16 protein-coding genes are annotated in these 18668 nt (G+C 40.6%); 7 read left to right on the top strand and 9 right to left on the bottom strand.

All coding sequences use genetic code 11. The annotated features are described in order from the left end of the window. Positions 1 to 7 precede the first annotated feature (7 nt). The 9 genes from ACQ2HE_RS10915 to ACQ2HE_RS10955 all read right to left on the bottom strand — a co-directional run bounded on the left by ACQ2HE_RS10915 (position 8) and on the right by ACQ2HE_RS10955 (position 8576). Positions 8 to 751: an SDR family NAD(P)-dependent oxidoreductase gene (locus ACQ2HE_RS10915; RefSeq protein ID WP_430899575.1), complete on the bottom strand. Its 744-nt coding sequence runs from the start codon at positions 749 to 751 to the stop codon at positions 8 to 10. A gap of 29 nt (positions 752 to 780) precedes the next feature. Beyond that, positions 781 to 1698 carry a dihydrodipicolinate synthase family protein gene (locus tag ACQ2HE_RS10920; protein ID WP_430899573.1) on the bottom strand — a complete coding sequence of 306 codons (918 nt, stop codon included), beginning with the start codon at positions 1696 to 1698 and terminating at the stop codon, positions 781 to 783. 26 nt (positions 1699 to 1724) lie between these two features. Beyond that, a complete protein-coding gene (locus ACQ2HE_RS10925; protein ID WP_430899571.1) occupies positions 1725 to 2630 on the bottom strand; it encodes a DMT family transporter in 906 nt (301 codons plus the stop codon). Between the two features lie 8 nt (positions 2631 to 2638). Beyond that, the gene (locus tag ACQ2HE_RS10930; protein WP_430899569.1) at positions 2639 to 3769 is read right to left on the bottom strand and encodes a mandelate racemase/muconate lactonizing enzyme family protein; all 1131 of its coding nucleotides are present in this window, start codon (positions 3767 to 3769) and stop codon (positions 2639 to 2641) included. After that, entirely contained in the window at positions 3766 to 4722 is a 957-nt protein-coding gene (locus ACQ2HE_RS10935) for a 3-hydroxyacyl-CoA dehydrogenase family protein (RefSeq protein ID WP_430899567.1), read from the bottom strand. Before ACQ2HE_RS10935 ends, ACQ2HE_RS10930 begins: the two co-directional genes overlap by 4 nt. Before the next feature lie 15 nt (positions 4723 to 4737). Then, positions 4738 to 5118: a RidA family protein gene (locus ACQ2HE_RS10940; protein ID WP_430899565.1), complete on the bottom strand. Its 381-nt coding sequence runs from the start codon at positions 5116 to 5118 to the stop codon at positions 4738 to 4740. Between the two features lies 1 nt (position 5119). Beyond that, complete coding sequence (locus tag ACQ2HE_RS10945) at positions 5120 to 5908, bottom strand: creatininase family protein (RefSeq protein WP_430899563.1); 789 nt, start codon at positions 5906 to 5908, stop codon at positions 5120 to 5122. A 35-nt stretch (positions 5909 to 5943) separates the two neighbouring features. After that, positions 5944 to 7014, bottom strand: a complete 1071-nt coding sequence (locus ACQ2HE_RS10950; RefSeq protein WP_430899561.1) for a hypothetical protein — start codon at positions 7012 to 7014, stop codon at positions 5944 to 5946. A gap of 455 nt (positions 7015 to 7469) precedes the next feature. After that, positions 7470 to 8576: an SGNH/GDSL hydrolase family protein gene (locus ACQ2HE_RS10955; RefSeq protein ID WP_430899559.1), complete on the bottom strand. Its 1107-nt coding sequence runs from the start codon at positions 8574 to 8576 to the stop codon at positions 7470 to 7472. A 491-nt stretch (positions 8577 to 9067) separates the two neighbouring features. On the opposite strand from ACQ2HE_RS10955, the gene ACQ2HE_RS10960 reads away from it, so the two are divergent. The 7 genes from ACQ2HE_RS10960 to ACQ2HE_RS10990 are packed head-to-tail and all read left to right on the top strand — an operon-like array spanning position 9068 to position 18660. Then, on the top strand, positions 9068 to 9790 hold the full coding sequence (locus tag ACQ2HE_RS10960; protein WP_430899557.1) for a 3-keto-disaccharide hydrolase: 723 nt from the start codon (positions 9068 to 9070) through the stop codon (positions 9788 to 9790). Between the two features lie 48 nt (positions 9791 to 9838). Then, the gene (locus tag ACQ2HE_RS10965) at positions 9839 to 11194 is read left to right on the top strand and encodes a Gfo/Idh/MocA family protein (protein ID WP_430899555.1); all 1356 of its coding nucleotides are present in this window, start codon (positions 9839 to 9841) and stop codon (positions 11192 to 11194) included. Positions 11195 to 11221: 27 nt separating this feature from the next. Beyond that, positions 11222 to 12640: a Gfo/Idh/MocA family protein gene (locus ACQ2HE_RS10970; protein ID WP_430899553.1), complete on the top strand. Its 1419-nt coding sequence runs from the start codon at positions 11222 to 11224 to the stop codon at positions 12638 to 12640. 17 nt (positions 12641 to 12657) lie between these two features. Next, complete coding sequence (locus tag ACQ2HE_RS10975) at positions 12658 to 13725, top strand: Gfo/Idh/MocA family protein (protein WP_430899551.1); 1068 nt, start codon at positions 12658 to 12660, stop codon at positions 13723 to 13725. Between the two features lie 30 nt (positions 13726 to 13755). Then, positions 13756 to 15138, top strand: a complete 1383-nt coding sequence (locus ACQ2HE_RS10980) for a DegT/DnrJ/EryC1/StrS family aminotransferase (protein ID WP_430899549.1) — start codon at positions 13756 to 13758, stop codon at positions 15136 to 15138. A 14-nt stretch (positions 15139 to 15152) separates the two neighbouring features. Further along, positions 15153 to 16481 carry an NHL repeat-containing protein gene (locus tag ACQ2HE_RS10985; protein WP_430899547.1) on the top strand — a complete coding sequence of 443 codons (1329 nt, stop codon included), beginning with the start codon at positions 15153 to 15155 and terminating at the stop codon, positions 16479 to 16481. A 10-nt stretch (positions 16482 to 16491) separates the two neighbouring features. Then, positions 16492 to 18660: a neutral/alkaline non-lysosomal ceramidase N-terminal domain-containing protein gene (locus ACQ2HE_RS10990; RefSeq protein ID WP_430899545.1), complete on the top strand. Its 2169-nt coding sequence runs from the start codon at positions 16492 to 16494 to the stop codon at positions 18658 to 18660. Positions 18661 to 18668: the final 8 nt, after the last annotated feature.

Below are 18668 nucleotides of genomic sequence, written 5' to 3' on the forward strand. Positions count from 1 at the left end.
AAGTTAATTAATAAGTGGCTCTTCCTCCCGACAAGTCGAATGTGAAGCCTGTAGTAAAACTGTTTTCCGGAGAAACGATGTAGGTGGCGAGATTGGCTGCTTCATCTAAAGAACCGCATCGTTTCATTGGAATTTTATCGGTCATGTATTTTACTTGAGCATCGGGCATTTTATCTACCAAAGGAGTGCGAATAACGGCAGGGGCCATGGCATTTACCGTAATGCCGGTTTCTGCGTATTCTGACCCCTGTACTTTTGCCATGCAAATTACCGCAGCTTTAGAAGTAGAATAAGCCAACATACCTGCATTGCCTTCTTTACCAGCAATGGATGCAAGATGAAGTACTCGACCATATTTTTTATCGACCATTGATGGTAATACTGCTTTCGATGTAAAGAAGCAACTCATGAAGTTTACATCAAATACTGTTTTTAGGTTGCTATAGTCAACTTCATGACTTTTAATATTTGTAATACCGGTTATGCCTACACAGTTTACCAATATTTCGATACTCCCTTCAGCTTGAAGGATGTTAGCAACTGCTTTGTTCACTGCTTCTTGATCGGTCACATCTACTCGAATAGCGGTTGCATTTGATATTGATCCAAAAAGCCCTGTTAAGTTGTCGCCATCTAAATCGAAGGCATATAATTTAACGCCTTTTTCCAGCAATTTAAAAGCGATTGCTTTGCCGATACCGGAAGCAGCTCCGGTTACGATAGCGGTTTGGTTGTTGAAAGTAACAGACATATTTGTTATATTTCTTAAAGTCAAAAAGATTATAATTCCTTGGCAAGCGCCACCACTCGTTTGTTCAGTTCAGCGATGTAGCTTTTAGAAGATGGGTCGGGATTATAACTTGCTTTACGTGCAACACTGTTTTTGAGGATGCCTCGGGCCATTAATAATTCTTTTTCGGCATAGTGGAACAGTTCCATATTTTGCAAGGAGAAAAATATCTGTGGCATTACTCTTTCAAATAAAGTGAATGCCTTATCGTGTTCATTGTTTTTTCTTAATTCAAACACCCGTTGCAAAATATCTGCAACTCCCAAACCCGGCATTACACCTGCAATTCCGAGTGGTGTAAGTTCCAACATATACAAACCACCCCATCCTTCAAATAGGCCTATTTTGCCACCTGTGAGTTTGATGATTTCTTCAAATTTAGGCGCACACAATGGCTCTTCCAGTTTCAAGTATTTGAAGTTGGGATGTTTGTCCATTAGCTTCTTTATTAATGAAGGGCTTAGCGAAGCGCCGCCGGGATTAAAGTCTTGAATCAAAACAGGCGTTTCAGGAATGGAGGAGAAGAACCCCGATAGATATTCCATTATAGATTCTTCGGGTAAGCTGAATATTCTGGGAACAGCAAGAGAAATGATGTCGGCGCCATTTCGAACATTGGCCTGTGCTAATCGGATCGCTGATTTTAACGAGGGATGGTTCGATTGGGCAACAATTTTAATTCTTCCTTTTGCTTGGTCTACCGCTATTTTAACAACTTGCAATTTCTCTTCATCGGTAAGTTTATAGAATTCACTTGCATAGGCGGGAAGGCAGGCAGCTTGAATACCGCAAGTGCAGGCAAAATCAACCAATCGTCTTAAAGCTTCTTCATCTATTTCTTCATTTTCAGTGAAAGGAGTGGGGATAATGGGAATCACTCCTGTTAACAACTCGTCTTGTAAATTCATATTTCTTATTTTATTTTATTCAAATGCTATGCTGGTTTCTTTTTATTTTCTACAATGGTTAATAAAAGCATGCTTGCTAGAACCAATATACCTCCAATGATAGCTTGCGAGCCTAGTTTTTCATGTAGCCAGATAGCGGCAATAGGCAATCCAAAAAACGTTATGAGGTAATTAGATAGGGCAACTTCGGTAGCTTCTAAGTTTTTCAGTGCAATAAAGAAAAGTACCATCGACAAGAAATTCTGGAAAAGGGTGAGTGAGCCCATTCCAATCCAGGTTTCTGTGGTGAAGGATCCAATATTTTTAAGCGTATCGTTTTCATAATACGCTACAAAAGGTGTTAGCAGTATCACTACAAACAAATAAGTATAGAACACCATTTCCATTCCGGTAAACTTAACTGCAATTTTCTTGCAACCTACATTATAATAGGCGTTCCCAATTAGGGCAAGAATGATGATTAAATTTCCCAGTGCAAACTCTGAACCTAAGTTCATTTGTTTGATGTCATTAGTTGAACAGAGCACTACTCCTATGATTGAGATGCCAAAGCAGATCCAACGAATTTTAGTCATTTTTTCTTTCAAGAGTATGAAAGCCAATACAGCCGTTAAAACGGGTAAGATCAATACCAAGATCGCTGCATTACTAGCTAAGGACATTCGAGTACCGATGGTCATCAATACTTGTGAAGGGAAGGCACCTAAAGCTGCTAATGGGAGAAAGGCTAAGATATCTTTAAGAGTACGATTGTTTTGTTTAAAGTCTTTAACAACAAAAGGAGCCAACAAAAACAGTGATAACAACATAGGCCCCCAAACAGTCATGTATGGGCCTACTTGAGCTTGCGTTAATTTGATGCTTGTGAATTGCAATGCCCACATGAGATTGCAACTAAACAACATTATCCAGGCTAGTATTCTTTTATTCATAATGGCATTTAGCTGGTGATGATGGTTCCGGTTTTAAATTGTTCCAATGCCTGCGTATCAAGTGTTACACCCAAGCCGGGTAGTTGAGGAACCATGATAGCATCGTTAATAAATTCGAGCGGTTTAACTATTAAATCGTTTACACGTACCAGTTCTCCAAATAAATCTGATGGAATTGTACAATTGATGCTTGCGGCGGCAATATGAACGCCCATGGCTTCTGAAATTCCTAAATCTACTTCTGATCCTCTCCAACAAGATTTTCCTTCCAAATAAGCAATCTCTGCCAGTAGTACCGAATTGAAGGCCGATCCATTAAAATTGTACCCGTCTACCGCATCTTCTTTTACAAAGGCAATGATGTCTCGAATATCTTGCGTATATGGTAGTGAAATATGGCGAAACAAGGGTACGTTAAGAGTTGCTTTCAAGGTTTTAAATCCCCGAAGGTCTTCGTGTAGAATTGGATCTTCCAATCCGTACATTACTTCGGGGTCAACACCTTCCATTAACCTGAGAGTAGTTTCAACATCGGTCCAACGTTGGTTGGGGTCGAGTATGATGCGAATGCCGGTACCACATTTTTCTCGAATGGCTTTGGTCCATAGTCGAACCGGGTCTTCGTCAGAGCATTTGAATTTGAAAATCTTATGGCCCTTTAACATAGCTTCGTAAGCCTTTTGGGCCGCGTCTTCGGGGTTTCTTCTTCCCGTCCAGCCATTGCAGTCTACACGATCTCGATAGGCCCCACCCAATAATTGGTGAATAGGAACATTCAATAATTTTCCAACGATATCAAGGATTGCGGTTTCAAAGGATTCGTAAATGCGTTGGTCATCAATTGGTAATCTTCTCCAGTTGAGTTTTAAAATGTCTTTTCCCGATAATGTTTGAATGGCTTCTTTAATTGTTTCAGCACTGGCAGAGCGATAAGTTTCCCCAATTCCCTGAACACCGTTTTCTAGCGTGATTCTAATAATCCATTTAGGTTGATTTGCAAATTCCGTCCAACTTTCACCGGTTAAGAATTTCTTGGCGAATGCACTGTCTTTGTCATGCACATCACTTGAGTTCAAACTTCCCGGACGAGCAGGAACCACTACTTCAATGGCTTCAATATGTTTGATGTGAGTACTCATAGGTCTCCAATGTTTTGAGGGTATTTTTCTGCCAACTTTCGGATATCGAAACTGAATTGTACAAAGAGCTCTTCCCATTTTTGAGCGGATTCTTCAGAATAAGGGTAGAAACCTTTTGCATTGGCCACGCCTTTTGCACCGCTTTCTACTAAATTGCTCATCGTTTTTGGGATATCAGAGCTATTGCAGAGTTCCGGATTTAAGTCTTTCATTACAGCCATATAAGCCGGAATGCCTGTTAGGTCCATGAAGCGGAAAGGTCCTGCGAAAGTGATCCAATAGCCCAAGTCGTTGCGCAAGGATCGATCTACATCGGCCATTGTAGCATAGCCGTTTTCAACCAGGTAGAAGGCTTCTCTAAGCATTGCGTACATGATTCTATTGGTGATAAATCCTCTGATATCTTTTCTCAGAAGCGAAGGTTCTTTGCCCCATGTTTCAGCAAGTGCTACTATTTTTTCGGCCAACATCAGATTTGAACGCTCTCCACAAATAACTTCCATGAAACGGGTAATGTGCGCAGGTTCAGCCCAATGAATGCCAAACATTCTTTCGGGATGTTTCAATCCATCTTGTAAAAAGCTTACCGGAATGGCTGATGTATTACTTCCAATAATGGCATCGGGGCTTAATACAGTTTCCAGATCTTGGTATACTTTCTTCTTTTCTGTGATGTTTTCTATGATTGACTCAATAACGATTCCATGATCTTTTAGATCTGCTACTTTATCAGTAATGGTTAATCTACTCAATACAGTTACTACAGATTCTTTTAGAATTCCCTCTTCTAGCAACTGCTCTAAAAATTCCTCGATACGCTTTTTAGCTTCTGCGGCTTTCTCTATATGGTTGGTGAGGGCGGTAACTGGGTGACCGGCAGCTAATATACAAGTGGCAATACTGCATCCCATTAATCCAAGTCCAACTGTTCCTATTTTTTGTTTAGTACTCATTTGTTCTGATAGTTCTTATTTTTTCAAAACAGCAATCGCATCAATTTCTACTTTTATTCCATCGGCTAACACCGATTGAACGGTGGTTCTAGCTGGAAGTATTCCGTTAAAGAAAGATGCGTAAGCTTTGTCGTAACGGTCGAATAAATTGATGTCTTCAAGGTGAACAGTGCATTTTACAATATCGTCGATTGTGCCTCCGGCAGCCTCCACTATTTTTTTTACATGCGAAAGCGTAAGCAAGGTTTCTTCTTCTATGGTTCCGGTGATAACAGTTCCGGTTGCGAGGTCAATAGGCCCCTGCCCACTTATGAATAGCATGTTTCCGGCTAATACCCCGGCTGAGTACGAGCCTGTATGTGATCTTTTATCGGGATGTTTGATTTCTTTTTTCATGTTATTTGCTTAGTGGTTCGTTGAACGGCCAGTTTTTAAAGGAGGATAAAAATGCAATAGTGGCTTCAATTGCTTTGTCTATTAAAAACTGCCCTTTTTCGGCTGTTCCTAGCTGAGGTTCTCCACTGCTGCCATTGCTTGAAATGAAAGCAGTTTGCTTGAATAGGGTAACTCCTTTATAAGATATATCGTCCTCCCAAGGGATGTATCCGTTTTGTTCAGGTCTATCTGCTCTTTGTACTTCATTCATGAAAACGGAACCGGGTTGCACAAATAACATCATGCTGGTTTCGTATTCGCATGCGTGGCTCAACGCAGGGCTTTCCATCGGTGCCTCTCCTGCAAAAGCCTTCCCACCCAGTTCCCAATAGGTAACCAACGCAATGTTTGGACGATGACTGGTATCGTATTTCTTGCTTAACAATGCCAATGCTTGTTTCGCCGGTGTAATATTTCCACCATGACCGTTCAAAAGAACGATTCTTGTAAACCCTGAATCAACTAAAGAACTTACAAGGTTTACCAAGACCTGCGTGTATAGGTCTGCAGTAATACTTATTGTTCCTCCAAAAGAAAGGTGATGATCACTAGAGCCATAGGGGAGTGAAGGAGCAAGAACTATATGTTCAGATAAGACTTTTTCAACTGCCTTTGCGATATGCGTTACAATGATGGTGTCTGTACCTGTTGCAAGATGAGGGCCATGTTGTTCGGTGGCACCAATAGGAATTACCACAACTTTGTTGCGCGCTTCATTCAGTGCTTTATAAGTGTTGCCGTTAAACAGCATAGTTTTGATTCTTTTAGGTCACTACATAAGACTGCTTAGCTGAAAATACTTTCATCTAAAAATGCCGGTTTGTAATGATGATCTGTAGCCCATTTAACCGCTGTTTCAATTCTTTCGAAATAGTCGGGTTGATAAGCTGCATAATCAGGATAGAAATATTGTTCATGGATCAGGAAATCGGCATAAGGTGGCGGTGTTCCTGCTTCCCGGTATGCATCGAGAAAGGGGACAATTTCATGATTCTCTTTACGGTCTAATACAATACTGCTGCGAATGAAAATGATGTCTTCGGCTTCATCTTTCCAGATGAAGCGTTTCTTCATGTGTCGACGTTTTTCAACATCGAGGTAATATGAAACCGGAGGTAGGTCATCGTCTACATTGAAATAGCCCAATTGTCCTTTATATCCAGCTGCGCGAAGTGCTCTCGAACCTTCGATGGTAACCTCTCCCCAATGCACCGTAGTTACCGGTCCCATTAGTTGGTGGCCGGCAAAACGTTTGATTTCACCCATTACGAGATCACAATCATCTTTTACGGTTTGGAAAGAAGCGTTCTTGTAAGGGGCATCAGGAAATTCTTTGTAAGCATGGAAGCTCAAGCGCAACCAATTGGAATTACGTTGCCATTCCTCTTTGAACATATCCGGAAATGCTGATAAAGTGAAGGCTGCATCTACCGATTGGTAGAACAAGTTCAAATGCACTTTAGTTCCATATCGTTTGTGAATGTTTAAAAGCCCGTTTAAGAAAGGGTTTTCAAAAATGGAATTGTAAACATTGGCATTTTGTGCGATGTCTTGTAAGAAGCGTATATTATCATCGATGGATAATCGATAGCCGCCTGCAAATTTTTTCGACCAATATACATTGACAGTTGCTTCTTCACCGGTTCTATGGTTTTTTACTGTTACCGTATTATGATAGTTGGTAAGCAACAACGGCGCCGTGAAGATGCCATCTTTCTGATCCGCTGATTGTCCGTTTACAGTGATTTGGTCGCTTGGGTCTGCCGCTATTTTTGCAAACACTTGCAGCCCTTCATTTGTGATGGTACCATCGAGTACATGCAGTATATCACCGTTTATTGGGAAAAGAAGATTCATCGATTTATAGTTGTTTTAATACTAGCTTCAAAAATACCATCGAACAGTGTCTATGATATTTTCACTAGATAAAAATATTGAATGACCTAAATGGAATAGTGTAATAATCCTCTGAAAGTGTATACTTTTTTAACATGTGATTTTTTCGCCGATTTTACTGTAGTGAATAGCGGGAGAAATATCGATGATTAGATAATTTATTCAAAAGTCGCTTCATCATAGAACCCGCTCCCGTTAAGCTTTTATGAATTTTAAGGCGAACGATTGTTCTTGTTTTTAAATAAGAATGTTTGAACGAACATTGAGTATTCTTTCTCCATAAGATAGGCAATCTTCACCTTTATTCCATTTTAAATATGTTGGAATATTGGAGTAAATACAGTGTTGACTTCTATAATGAACAATGGAGGCAGCATATCTTCAAATCGATCTTTTCGTAGATAAAGTACAAACGGCTATTTTTTATGAAGTATGGCGGTTATGATTTTTTGATACGCTATTGCATAATGCATCATACCCAAATCATTTGGATGAATTTGATCAACAATGGAATCTTCGGTTAAATTGAGGCCTTTTTTTGTGAGTAAATAGAGGTGGGTAATTCCTTGTTGTTGTAGCATTTTAAACGTTTGATGCAATACTGAATTGATCCGTTTTTGAGTGATATGGTTTGCGGCATTTGAAGTTTCGTCTCCAAATCCTAAATGATCTACCAAAAGAATCGGAGTATGGGGTTTCTTGAGCTTCAGAAGCTTTACTGCTTTGAAGATTTTAGCTTTAAGTTCTTCGTTTTTGACTGCCGCTAAATTTGGCATGCAGTCTAAAATGTAGAGCGCAGCGTCTTTTTCCGCCATCAATTCAATGATCTCCGGTTCAAGTTTGCCATTTCCTGAAAAGCCAAGATTAATGATTTCTTTGCCCAATTTTCTGCCGAGTATGGCAGTCCATGCCATGCCTGCTCTGCTGGCACAGGCTCCTTGTGCAATGGATGTACCAAATACAACAATTGGATTGCTTGCTGTATTCATATGTGGTAACAACGAATATGACTTAGGAATTCCAATTTGCAACCATTGGATGCTATTGTAAAGTGGCAAATAAAGCTTGTACTTTTTTATTGCCTTGCCTTCATTTAGATTGGTAAAATTAAATTGAATCGTATCAGCAAAGCTGTATTTCGCTACAACCCTTGTCCATGCTCCGTTTAAGGCAATTTCATATAGATCTATTCCGCTCACACCCATCGCAGGCATATGAGGAAATTGTAATTGATCTTTTACGGTGTACTGTATTTTAATTGAAGGAGCATTGGTGCTGAAATTTAGAATGATTCCGGCATTTTGTTGCCCTAAAAAGTATACATCCGAATTAGTAATCGATTGCATGCGCTCCGGCAATCGAGCATAGAAGTTTTTACTTTCATTAGGCCAGGCCTGCCCCTCGGGTGTATAAGCAGGAGTTCTAGCCGGATTCCACCATTGGAGGCTGTCGGAAGACTGGGCCCAGGTGTTCATTTGAGGTAAAAAAAGCAGTAGTAAAATGGCAAACTTTGCTCGTTTCATTTTATTGAATTGGTGGTTGAATGGGTGGTGCAGCAATAATTTACTTGAATTGAAGTCAATACACAAATCTATTGTGATATTGATAAACGAAATGTGACTAAATTCTCCACTTTTATATTCTTTTTATACTTGCTCTAGCTTATGGTTTGTTCAGTAGAATGCATTTGTTTCTATGATTTGAACACAAGTTAGAAAACCTCTTTTTCATAAGTAAAGTACTGAGTGAATGAAACAGCTACTAACGCCAGGAAACTGTTGCCATCATTGAATTTCATGCGAGAAACTTTAATGATAATGGAAGTAGAACAGGTATCAACTTTGTTGCGAGCGATCTGATTGAATAGGTAGCGCTTCTTTCCTTTTTTAACCTTTATGGTTTAAGGCTTTTTCTATTATGTTAAAAAAGTACACAAATTCAGCGGATTTATGAAAAAACTGCATTTTATTGGTTGGTAGATTTGACCAATACCAACCAGATAACGTACGGCTATATGAAAAAACTGTTTCTTACCTCCGGAATAGTGTCATTGATTTTTTTGAGTGCTGTGATGCTATCGTGGAATACAGCCAGCAACAAACCAAAAGCACTATTTGATGGTAAGACCTTGAAAGGCTGGAAGCAAATAGTAGGCAGCGCTCAGTTTAAAGTGGAAGATGGAGCAATTGTGGGCACATCTGTTGTTGACACGGCCAATTCATTTCTTGTAACGGAAAAGGAATATGCAGATTTTATTTTAGAATTGGAGGTTAAGATAGAAAGCAATTTGAGCAATTCAGGAATTCAAACACGCAGCCATTTCGGCGGTGTGGCTCATGTGAATAAAGTATACGGGAGGCAATGTGAGATCGACCCTTCGGGGCGTTCGTGGACAGGGGGCATTTACGATGAAGATAGAAGGGAGTGGCTTTATTCTTTGGAACGGAATCCTGCCGCCAAAAAAGCATTCAAAGTGGGAGTTTACAATCATATTAAAATTGAGTGCATAGGTAATGAGACCAAAACATGGGTGAATAATGTACCGGTTGCAATTGTAATTGATAGTTTGGATCGTCAAGGCTTTATTGGCTTGCAAGTTCACGCTGTACATAAAAAAGAAGAAGCCGGTTTGAGGGTTTGGTTCAAGAACATTCAATTGTACACTACGGATTTGAAGAAGCAATCATTTCCTTCAAACATTCCTGTGGTGAATTTGATAAACGGGCATGGTAAGTAGTGAATAAAGCTGAAATTGAAAGCGTACTTAACGATTGAACACAATGATATGACTACTTCAAGAAGAAAATTTGTAAGAAATACAGCAATGACAGCCGCCGCAACTTGGGCTGGTGCATGGTCGCTTAACGCCTCAAGCTATCGTCGCATCCTTGGAGCGAATGATCGCGTTCGAGTTGGCGTAGTAGGCTATTCAGACCGGTTTAGGTATGCTCATTTACCGAGCTTCATGCAGCATTGTAAAGACTTAAATTTTGAGATAGTAGGAGTATCGGACCTTTGGAAGTTGCGGCGCGAGGAAGGGGTAGCGTTCTTGAAGTCAAAATTTAATACACCTATTACAGGCTATCGAAATAACGATGAGTTGTATTCTACTAAATTGGTAGATGCTGTATTTATTAGTACCCCCGATTTTCAGCATGCTCTTCATACAGTTGAAGCCGTTCATGCGGGCTGCGATGTGTATTGTGAAAAACCATTTGCAGAAACCATGGAAGACGCACGGCTGGCACTGAAAACAGTAAAAGCATCGGATCGAGTAATTCAAATTGGTTCGCAGCGAAGAAGCGGTAAAAATTATATTGCTGCAGAACGATACATAAAATCGGGAAAATTTGGCGCCATCAATATGGTGGAATTGAATTGGAATGTTAATCAGCCGGGCAGATGGCGACGACCTGCTTTAGTTGCCAAGTGTAAGCAGGAAGATTTAGACTGGAAACGTTTCTTGCTCAATCGTCCTTATGTAAATTTCGACCCACGTAAATATTTAGAGTATCGATTGTTCTGGCCCTATTCTTCCGGTCAGCCCGGTCAATGGATGAGTCATCAAATTGATACGGTACATTGGTACAGTGGATTCAATCATCCAAGATCTGTTATCGCAAATGGGGGAATTTATAATTGGAATGATGGAAGAACAAATTGGGATACTACAACCGCAGTATTCGATTACGGACCTTCTGATGGTAAAGGTGGATTTCAAGTAGTGTTCTCTTCACGTATGGGAAATGGAGATGAAATTACCACAGAAATTTACTATTCTCAAGGGGGGGAATTGAATTTAAACACCAATAAAATATCGCCGAGAGGTGGCCTTACAGCCGCTTTTGCAAAAGAAATGGATATGAAGCCTTTCTTACTACCTGAGGAAGATTTAGTAGACAGCTCTGCAAAAATAGAAGTGAGTGCAATGGCAGGTGGCGACGAATATACTTCTGCGCATGTAAGAAATTGGATGGAATGTATTAGAAGTAGAAGGCAAACCAATGCACCGGTAGAAGTTGGCTATTATCATTCTATCGCTAATATAATGGTGAATGCTTCAGTGCATACAGGCCAAAAAGCAACTTTCGATGAACGTACACAAGAAGTGATGGTTGGTGGAAAACCGTTTAAATATTAGTTCGAGTGACCGCTTAATAAAAGATGTATGAGTAATTCAAGAAGATCGTTTTTAAAAAAATCCGGACTCACTGGAATGGGATTAACTGCCGGAATGTTCGCTGCATTTGCCAGCGATGAGGATGCATTGGATCAAATAAAAGAACAAGCGCAAAGAAATCCTGCTCCAATTTTTAACATGAGTGGCTACGCAGCTCCAAAATTGGAAAAAGTACGGTTAGGTGTTGTAGGCGTGGGCAACCGAGGATTTGATGCCGTAGCGAGAATGAGTAAAATTGAAGGGGTCGAAATTAAAGCACTCTGTGACCTTCGTCCAGAACGATTAAAACTAGCCAAAGACCTGGTTACTCCATTGGGTCACAAACCCGATCTGTACCATACAGATCCGGAAGCCTGGAAGAAATTATGCGAACGTAAAGATCTAGACTTGATCTATATATTAACACCATGGGCCCTGCATACGCCTATCGCCGTTTTTTCAATGGAACACAATAAACACGTATGTGTAGAAGTACCTGCGGGTAAATCGCTGGAGGAGTTGTGGAGTTTAGTGCTCACTTCAGAGCGTACGCAAAAGCACTGCATGATGGTGGAGAACTGTTGTTATGATTTTTTTGAAATGACCACTTTGAACATGGCACGTCAAGGTTTTTTTGGTGATATCATTCATTGCGAGGGCTCTTATATACACAATCTAACAGAATACATGTTCTCAAAAGAGCATTTTTATCAAATGTGGGAGCTGAAAGAAGCCTTTCAACGAAAAGGCAATTTGTATCCAACGCACGGACTCGGCCCTTTATGCCAAGTGATGAATATCAATAGAGGCGATGCCATGGATTTTCTGGTTTCTGTATCCTCCAATGATTTTGTGTTAGGTCCAATGGCAAAGAGCTTGGCTTCAAAGGACTCGTTTTATAAGCCATTTGAAGGGAAATCCTACAATGGAAACATGAATACCAGTACAATTAAAACCAAAAAGGGAAAGACCTTAATGGTTCAATTTGATGTTTCTTCGCCACGTCCTTACACGCGTATTCAATTGGTAAGTGGTACAAAGGCTGTGGCATTGAAGTATCCCGAGCCTGGTCGTTATGCAACGTCACATGAATGGATGACCGAAAACGAAGTCAAAGAATTGGAAGAAAAATACAAGCCTGCAATTGTGAAGAAAATAGGTGAGGTAGCGAAACAAGTAGGAGGGCATGGCGGAATGGATTTCTTTATGGATTGGAGAACCATAGATTGTTTGCGAAATGGATTGCCGCTTGATCAAGATGTATACGATGCTGCACTTTGGTCTTCAATTTCACCATTGTCTGTTTGGTCGGTTGCCAATCAATCTACCTCTATTAAAGTCCCCGATTTTACCAGGGGACATTGGAAAAGCAATTCTCCGGTTGATATCTCACTTTCAAAAGGAGGCACTACAGGGGTGCTTGTGTAATCAAAAAAATAAATGGCATGAGTAGCTTTTATAATAGAAGAGGTTTTTTCAAAACTGCTGTAGCAGGTACTTCGGCATTGGGCATTTTGCAACATGCAAATGGAATGGTAGAGAAGAAGCCTGCTGCCCAGCATATGTTGGAGGGAATTCCCGCCGGAGGCCGAGTGGGTATCATTGGATTGGATACTTCTCACAGCACAGCATTTGTGGAAGAGTTAAATGCTGCTCAACCCGACCCAGCATATGGCGGTTACAGAATTGTAGCAGCTTTCCCGCAAGGAAGTAAAACCATCAAAAGTAGTTACGAACGCATTCCATCCTATATTGAAGAAGTAAAAAAATACGGAGTAGAAATAGTGGGTTCCATAGACGAGCTCCTTTCTAAAGTGGATGTAGTAATGCTTGAAACAAATGATGGGAAACCCCATTTGGAACAGGCATTGAAAGTATTCAAATCGGGTAAAAAAGTGTTCATCGATAAGCCGGTGGCGGCTTCTCTATCCGATGTACTGTCTGTTTACGAGGCGGCCCAGCATTATAAAGTACCTGTTTTTTCTTCGTCCTCATTGCGCTACAATGAATTTGTTCAGGAAACAGCTTCCGGCGAACGTGTGGGTAAAGTATTAGGAGCAGACACTTTTAGCCCAAGCACTCTTGAGCCCAGTCATCCCGATTTTTTTTGGTATGGCATTCATGGTATTGAAATGATGTTTTCCCTTTTAGGCAAAGGATGCGCTTCTGTTTCCAGAACCTATACCGAAAATACCGATTTAGTGGTTGGTGTTTGGAACGATGGAAGAATCGGTTCCTTTAGAGGAACAAGAAACGGAGCCAACGAATATGGTGCAATTGCATTTGGCGAAAAGGGTATACAAAAAATTGGTCCTTATTCAGGATATGAAGCTTTGCTTAAAAAAATAATTCAGTTTTTCCAAACCGGTATTGCTCCTGTAACAGCGGAGGAAACGATTGAGATTTACGCGTTCATGGAGGCCGCCCATGAAAGTAGAAGAAAGGGAGGAATAGCTGTTTCGCCGCGTACCGTGTTAGACAAAGCAAAAAAAACGATCAAAAGAAATTGGTAAGAATATATCTCTCATCCGAAAACAACGACTATGGATCAGGAACAAGCTTTCAATGCAAGAAGACATTTTATCAAACTGACCGGGCTTACTACCGCCGGAATATTATTGAGTCCCTCTAATACCTTTTCGATGAATATTGGGAGTGATGATGCTTTTAAACCGGCAATCTTGGGAGGTGCACCAATTCGAAGTAAGCCTTGGCCTGAATGGCCCATATGGAATGTTGAAACCGATGAGAAATTAGTTGTCGACAATCTTCGCAGCGGAGTTTGGTCGAGAGCTGCTTTAGTGAAGGAGTTTGAAGAGAAATGGGCGAAGGAAATTGGTACTAAAAGAAGTTTAAGTGTAGTAAATGGTACCAATGCGCTTATTGTTTCTTTAATGCAGTCAAATATTGGTGCCGGTGATGAGGTGATTATTCCTGTTTACACTTTTATTGCGACAGCGGCAGCTGTATTAGCCACCGGTGCAATCCCCATTTTTGTAGATGTGGATCCCGAAACTTTTCAGATTGATCCGAAAAAGATTGAGGCGAAAATCACTTCTAAAACAAAAGCCATCGTTCCGGTGCATATTTTAGGAATGCCTGCAGATATGGCAAGTATCATGAAAATTGCCAAGAAGCATCAATTATTGGTGATAGAAGACGCTTGTCAAGCGCATTTGGCAGAAATCAATCATCAAAGGGTTGGAAGTTTTGGAGATGCAGGGTGCTTTAGTTTTCAAAATTCCAAAAATTTAGCCATTGGTGAGGGCGGAGCCATTACAAGTAATAATGACGCTTTGATGGATCGTTGTTATTCTTACCACAACTATGGAAATCCTTATGGAGCCATGGTGGGAAATGTAAGCGCAGGTACGCTGATCCCAGGAAACAAACTTCGCTGGACGGAGTACCAAGCGGCTATTGGGTTAGTTCAATTAAAGCGCTTGCAAGCTCAAACGGATAAGCGTCATGAAAATGCCACTTATCTCCGCTCTAAAATTATGAGTATACCCGGAATTACACCCTATCGACTGTACGAGAATGTTACTAAAGCCGCTTTTCACTTGTTTGCGTTTCGATATAATAAAAACGAGTTTAAAGGGTTGTCGCGCCCCGATTTTGTGAAAGCTATGAAAGCTGAAGGAATTCCGGTAATGGAAGGCTATGCCCCACTTAACAAAATGCCTTATCTGGCGAATGCTTTCCAGTCGAAGAACTATCGTAAAATGTATACAGCTAAAGAACTGGATATAAATGTGTATAACAAGCGAAACGAATGTCCTGTTAATGATAAGCTATGCAACGAAGAAGCATTATGGATATTCCATTCCACTTTGTTAACAGAGAAAGAAGATATGAATGATATCTACAACGCTTTGGAGAAAGTTCATGCCAACGCTGAGGCAATTAAAAAATCAATTAAATAGAAATTTCTGAATAGATGAAAAAGACGATCGTATTAATGGCTCTTGGTCTGGTTCTAAGTGTAGGTAGTATGGCGCAAGGTAAATTGCCTGCAAAAACGTATAATTCCGGATTCTCTATCGCACACGATACTTACAATGCCATTTCAGTTGCCAGTGATGGGAATGTTTACTATGTACTGAGCTCTCAGTCGATCGATACAGGGGGTATTATGTACAGCTTTAATCCGAAGACCGGAAAAGTGAAGCTAGTAGGAGATTTAACGGAGGCTTGTGGTGAAAAAGGGCTTAAAACCATTTCGCAGGGCAAGAGCCATGTTAAGTTTGTAGAGTCGAAAGGTAAATTGTATTTCGGTACACACGTAGGATATTACAGTATGGTAGACGGGATGGAGAAAATGGGTATCCCTCCTGCAGGATACAAAGAATATCCCGGAGGTCATTTTCTTTCGTACGATCTAAAAACTGCAAAATTCGAAGATTTAGGCTTGGCTCCGAGGAAAGAAGGAATTCTTACCATGAGTATGGATACCGCTAGGGGTATGATGTATGCTATTACGTGGCCTACAGGTTATTTTATTACTTGCGACGTAAAGAGCAAAATAGTTCGTGAAATTGAGCCTGTTTCAGGTGAAGGGGAAGATGGGAGAGGCGCTGCATTCAGAACGCTCTGTAGAGCAATTGCCATTGATCCTACTACCGGTAATGCTTACATGACGAATTCGGAGGGTGCGATCTTAAAGTACACTCCGGGAGCATCACGTTTAGTAAGAATAGATGAAGACATGAAGAAAGATTACTTTGGCCTATACGATCCATCGTCACCGGGGCATATGGGTTACAATTGGCGCCAGATTGTTTGGAGCCCTGTAGCAAAAGCCTTTTTCGGAGTACACGGAAACTCCGGTTATTTGTTCAAGTTTGATCCCAAAGATGAACGCATCACCGTACTAGATCGAATCACTTCTCAGCCTTCCAAAGAAACGGGAATGTTCGACCAGTTCAGCTACGGATATCTGGGCTTTATTTTCGGACCCGATAATAAAACACTGCACTACCTAACCGGTGGGCCGGTAATTGTGAATGGTAAGCGTGTAAAAGGAAAAGACAAAACCGCCATGGGTGAAGCGAAAGGGCTGGAAGATTTACATTTGGTAACCTACAATGTGATGACCCATCATTACGTAGACAATGGAGCTATTTTTTATTCCAATGGAGATCGTCCCCTTTATGTTAACTCCATAGCGGTAGGGAAAGATGGTACAATTTATACTTTGGCAAGAATAACTGAAAATGGACATACTCGTACCGATTTGGTCAGCATCGCTTCTCCTTTAAAAAAATAAATCGACTGAAATGACTCAGTTTCGTAGACTATTTTGTGTTTTATTTTTTGCACTCTTGCTACAATCGGCAGTAGCAAATGCCGGATTGAAGGCAGGCGTTGCAAAAGTGGACATTACTCCGCAAGTGCCGGCATGGATCAATGGCTATGCCAGTCGTACATCACCGGCAACGGGCGTTTTACAGCCCATTTGGGCGAAAGCGCTGGTGATTGAAGAAAGTAACGATGCAAGAATCATTATTGTAACAGTTGATATTCTCGGATTGTCGAAAGAAATTGTTCAGGACGTATTCTCAGCGGCCCAGAAAAAATATGGAATTCGACGTTCACAGTTATTGCTTAATTCTTCGCATACGCATTCGGCACCCATTGTTTGGCCTTGTGTTGATGCTATTTATGATTTTGGGTTGGAAGACCAAGCCAAAATTGCATCGTATGATCAAGAGCTGACTCAGAAAATAGTGTCGGTAATTGATGCAGCCATGAAAGATCTAAGTGAAGTGCAGTTGTTTAGTGGACATGGTTCAGCTGATTTTGCTATTAATAGAAGAAAAGAATTCAACCCAAACGGCCCGGTAGATCATGATGTTCCGGTTTTAAAGGTGATGGATCGAAAAGGATTGATGAAAGCTGTACTTTTTGGGTATGCATGCCACAATACAACATTGGTAGACGATAATTTTCGGATAAACGGTGATTATGCAGGCTTTGCACAGGCAAAACTAGAAAAAGACAACCCCGGTACTACTGCTCTTTTTTTGATGGGTTGCGGGGGGGATCAAAATCCATCGCCACGCGGGAAAGTGGAATATGTGAATCAGCATGGTACTACACTAGCAACAGCAGTCCAAAAAGTGCTGACAACAACATTAAAGAAAGTAGAAGCTCCCATAAGGACTGATTTTAATCCCGTGTATCTCGCCTTTCAAAATTTTGATTTGGCTTCGTACCAGAAAGATATCAAAGGAAGCAATCCTTTTCTACAACGTCGTGCTAAGTTGATGTTAGAAGCATATAATAAGGGATGGTCAGTCGACAGATTGCAGTACTCTATTCAAGTGGTTCGATTCAATACAGACTTAACTATTATTGGACTTGCAGATGAAGTGGTTGTGGATTATTCCCTTTTATTTAAGAAAATGTTTCCCAAAGAAAATCTATATGTGGCAGGATACTGCAGTGAAGTTACTTGCTATATACCTTCTAAGCGTGTGTTAAAAGAAGGTGGATACGAAGGAGGGGAGAGTATGATATATTATGGTATGCCTGGGCCTTTCGCCGATGATGTTGAAGACCGCATCGTAAAAGCAGTAAGCATAGCGATGAAGAATGTGGGTGTAGTAGCTTCCCAGGTTACTACGAAGTCTGAGGCTAATATAGAGCAGGGTTTAAAAGGGACCCTTGCTACCTATGCTTTTCCGCCAAAAACAAAAACAGGTGCAGTAGACTATGTAACCTTGATTCAACAATTGAAAGACATCAAAGCAAACACCTATCATTGGTTGAGTTGGGGCTCCGGTTCCGATTTGAACGCTTTCAAAAAATTCCTGCCTCTTGCAAAAACAGCGAATATTAAAGTATGGATTACGCTTATTCCGCCTTCGGAGGCACCCCCATTTCAAAAGGATTTTTCTGAACCCTTTAAACTAGATTTTGAAAAATGGGGAACAACATTGGCTCAGCTTAGTAAGCAATACTCCAATTTTGTGGCTTGGAGTATCGACGACTTTGTTCACAATTTGAGCTTTTTTACACCATCCTATATGGAGAATGTTATTGCTAAAACGAAAGCTATCAATCCAAATTTCGCTTTTATACCTTGCGCCTATTATGATCAGGTAACGGCTCAGTTTGCGAATGATTATGGTAAATATTTGGATGGAATCTTGTTTCCCTATCGAAATGAATCGGTGGCGTATAATTTAGATAATGCGTCTTTTGTTGAGAAAGAAATTACTGAAATGCGCCAACTATTTCGTCCGGGCTTCCTAATATTCTTAGATGTATATGCAACCGGGCATAGCGGGATAGGAGAGTCAACACCCGCTTATGTAAAAGAAGTGATTGATCGGGGTAGAAGATCAGCGGATGGTGTATTGATTTACTGTCATCAAGATCCGGTTAAATTTCCTGAGAAATATTTAGTAGTGAAAGAAGCGTTTTCAGCTGCTAGAAAATAACAAACTTA

It is taken from the genome of Endoryza foliicola, assembly GCF_050589245.1.
GTDB classification, from domain to species: domain Bacteria; phylum Bacteroidota; class Bacteroidia; order Chitinophagales; family Chitinophagaceae; genus Endoryza; species Endoryza foliicola.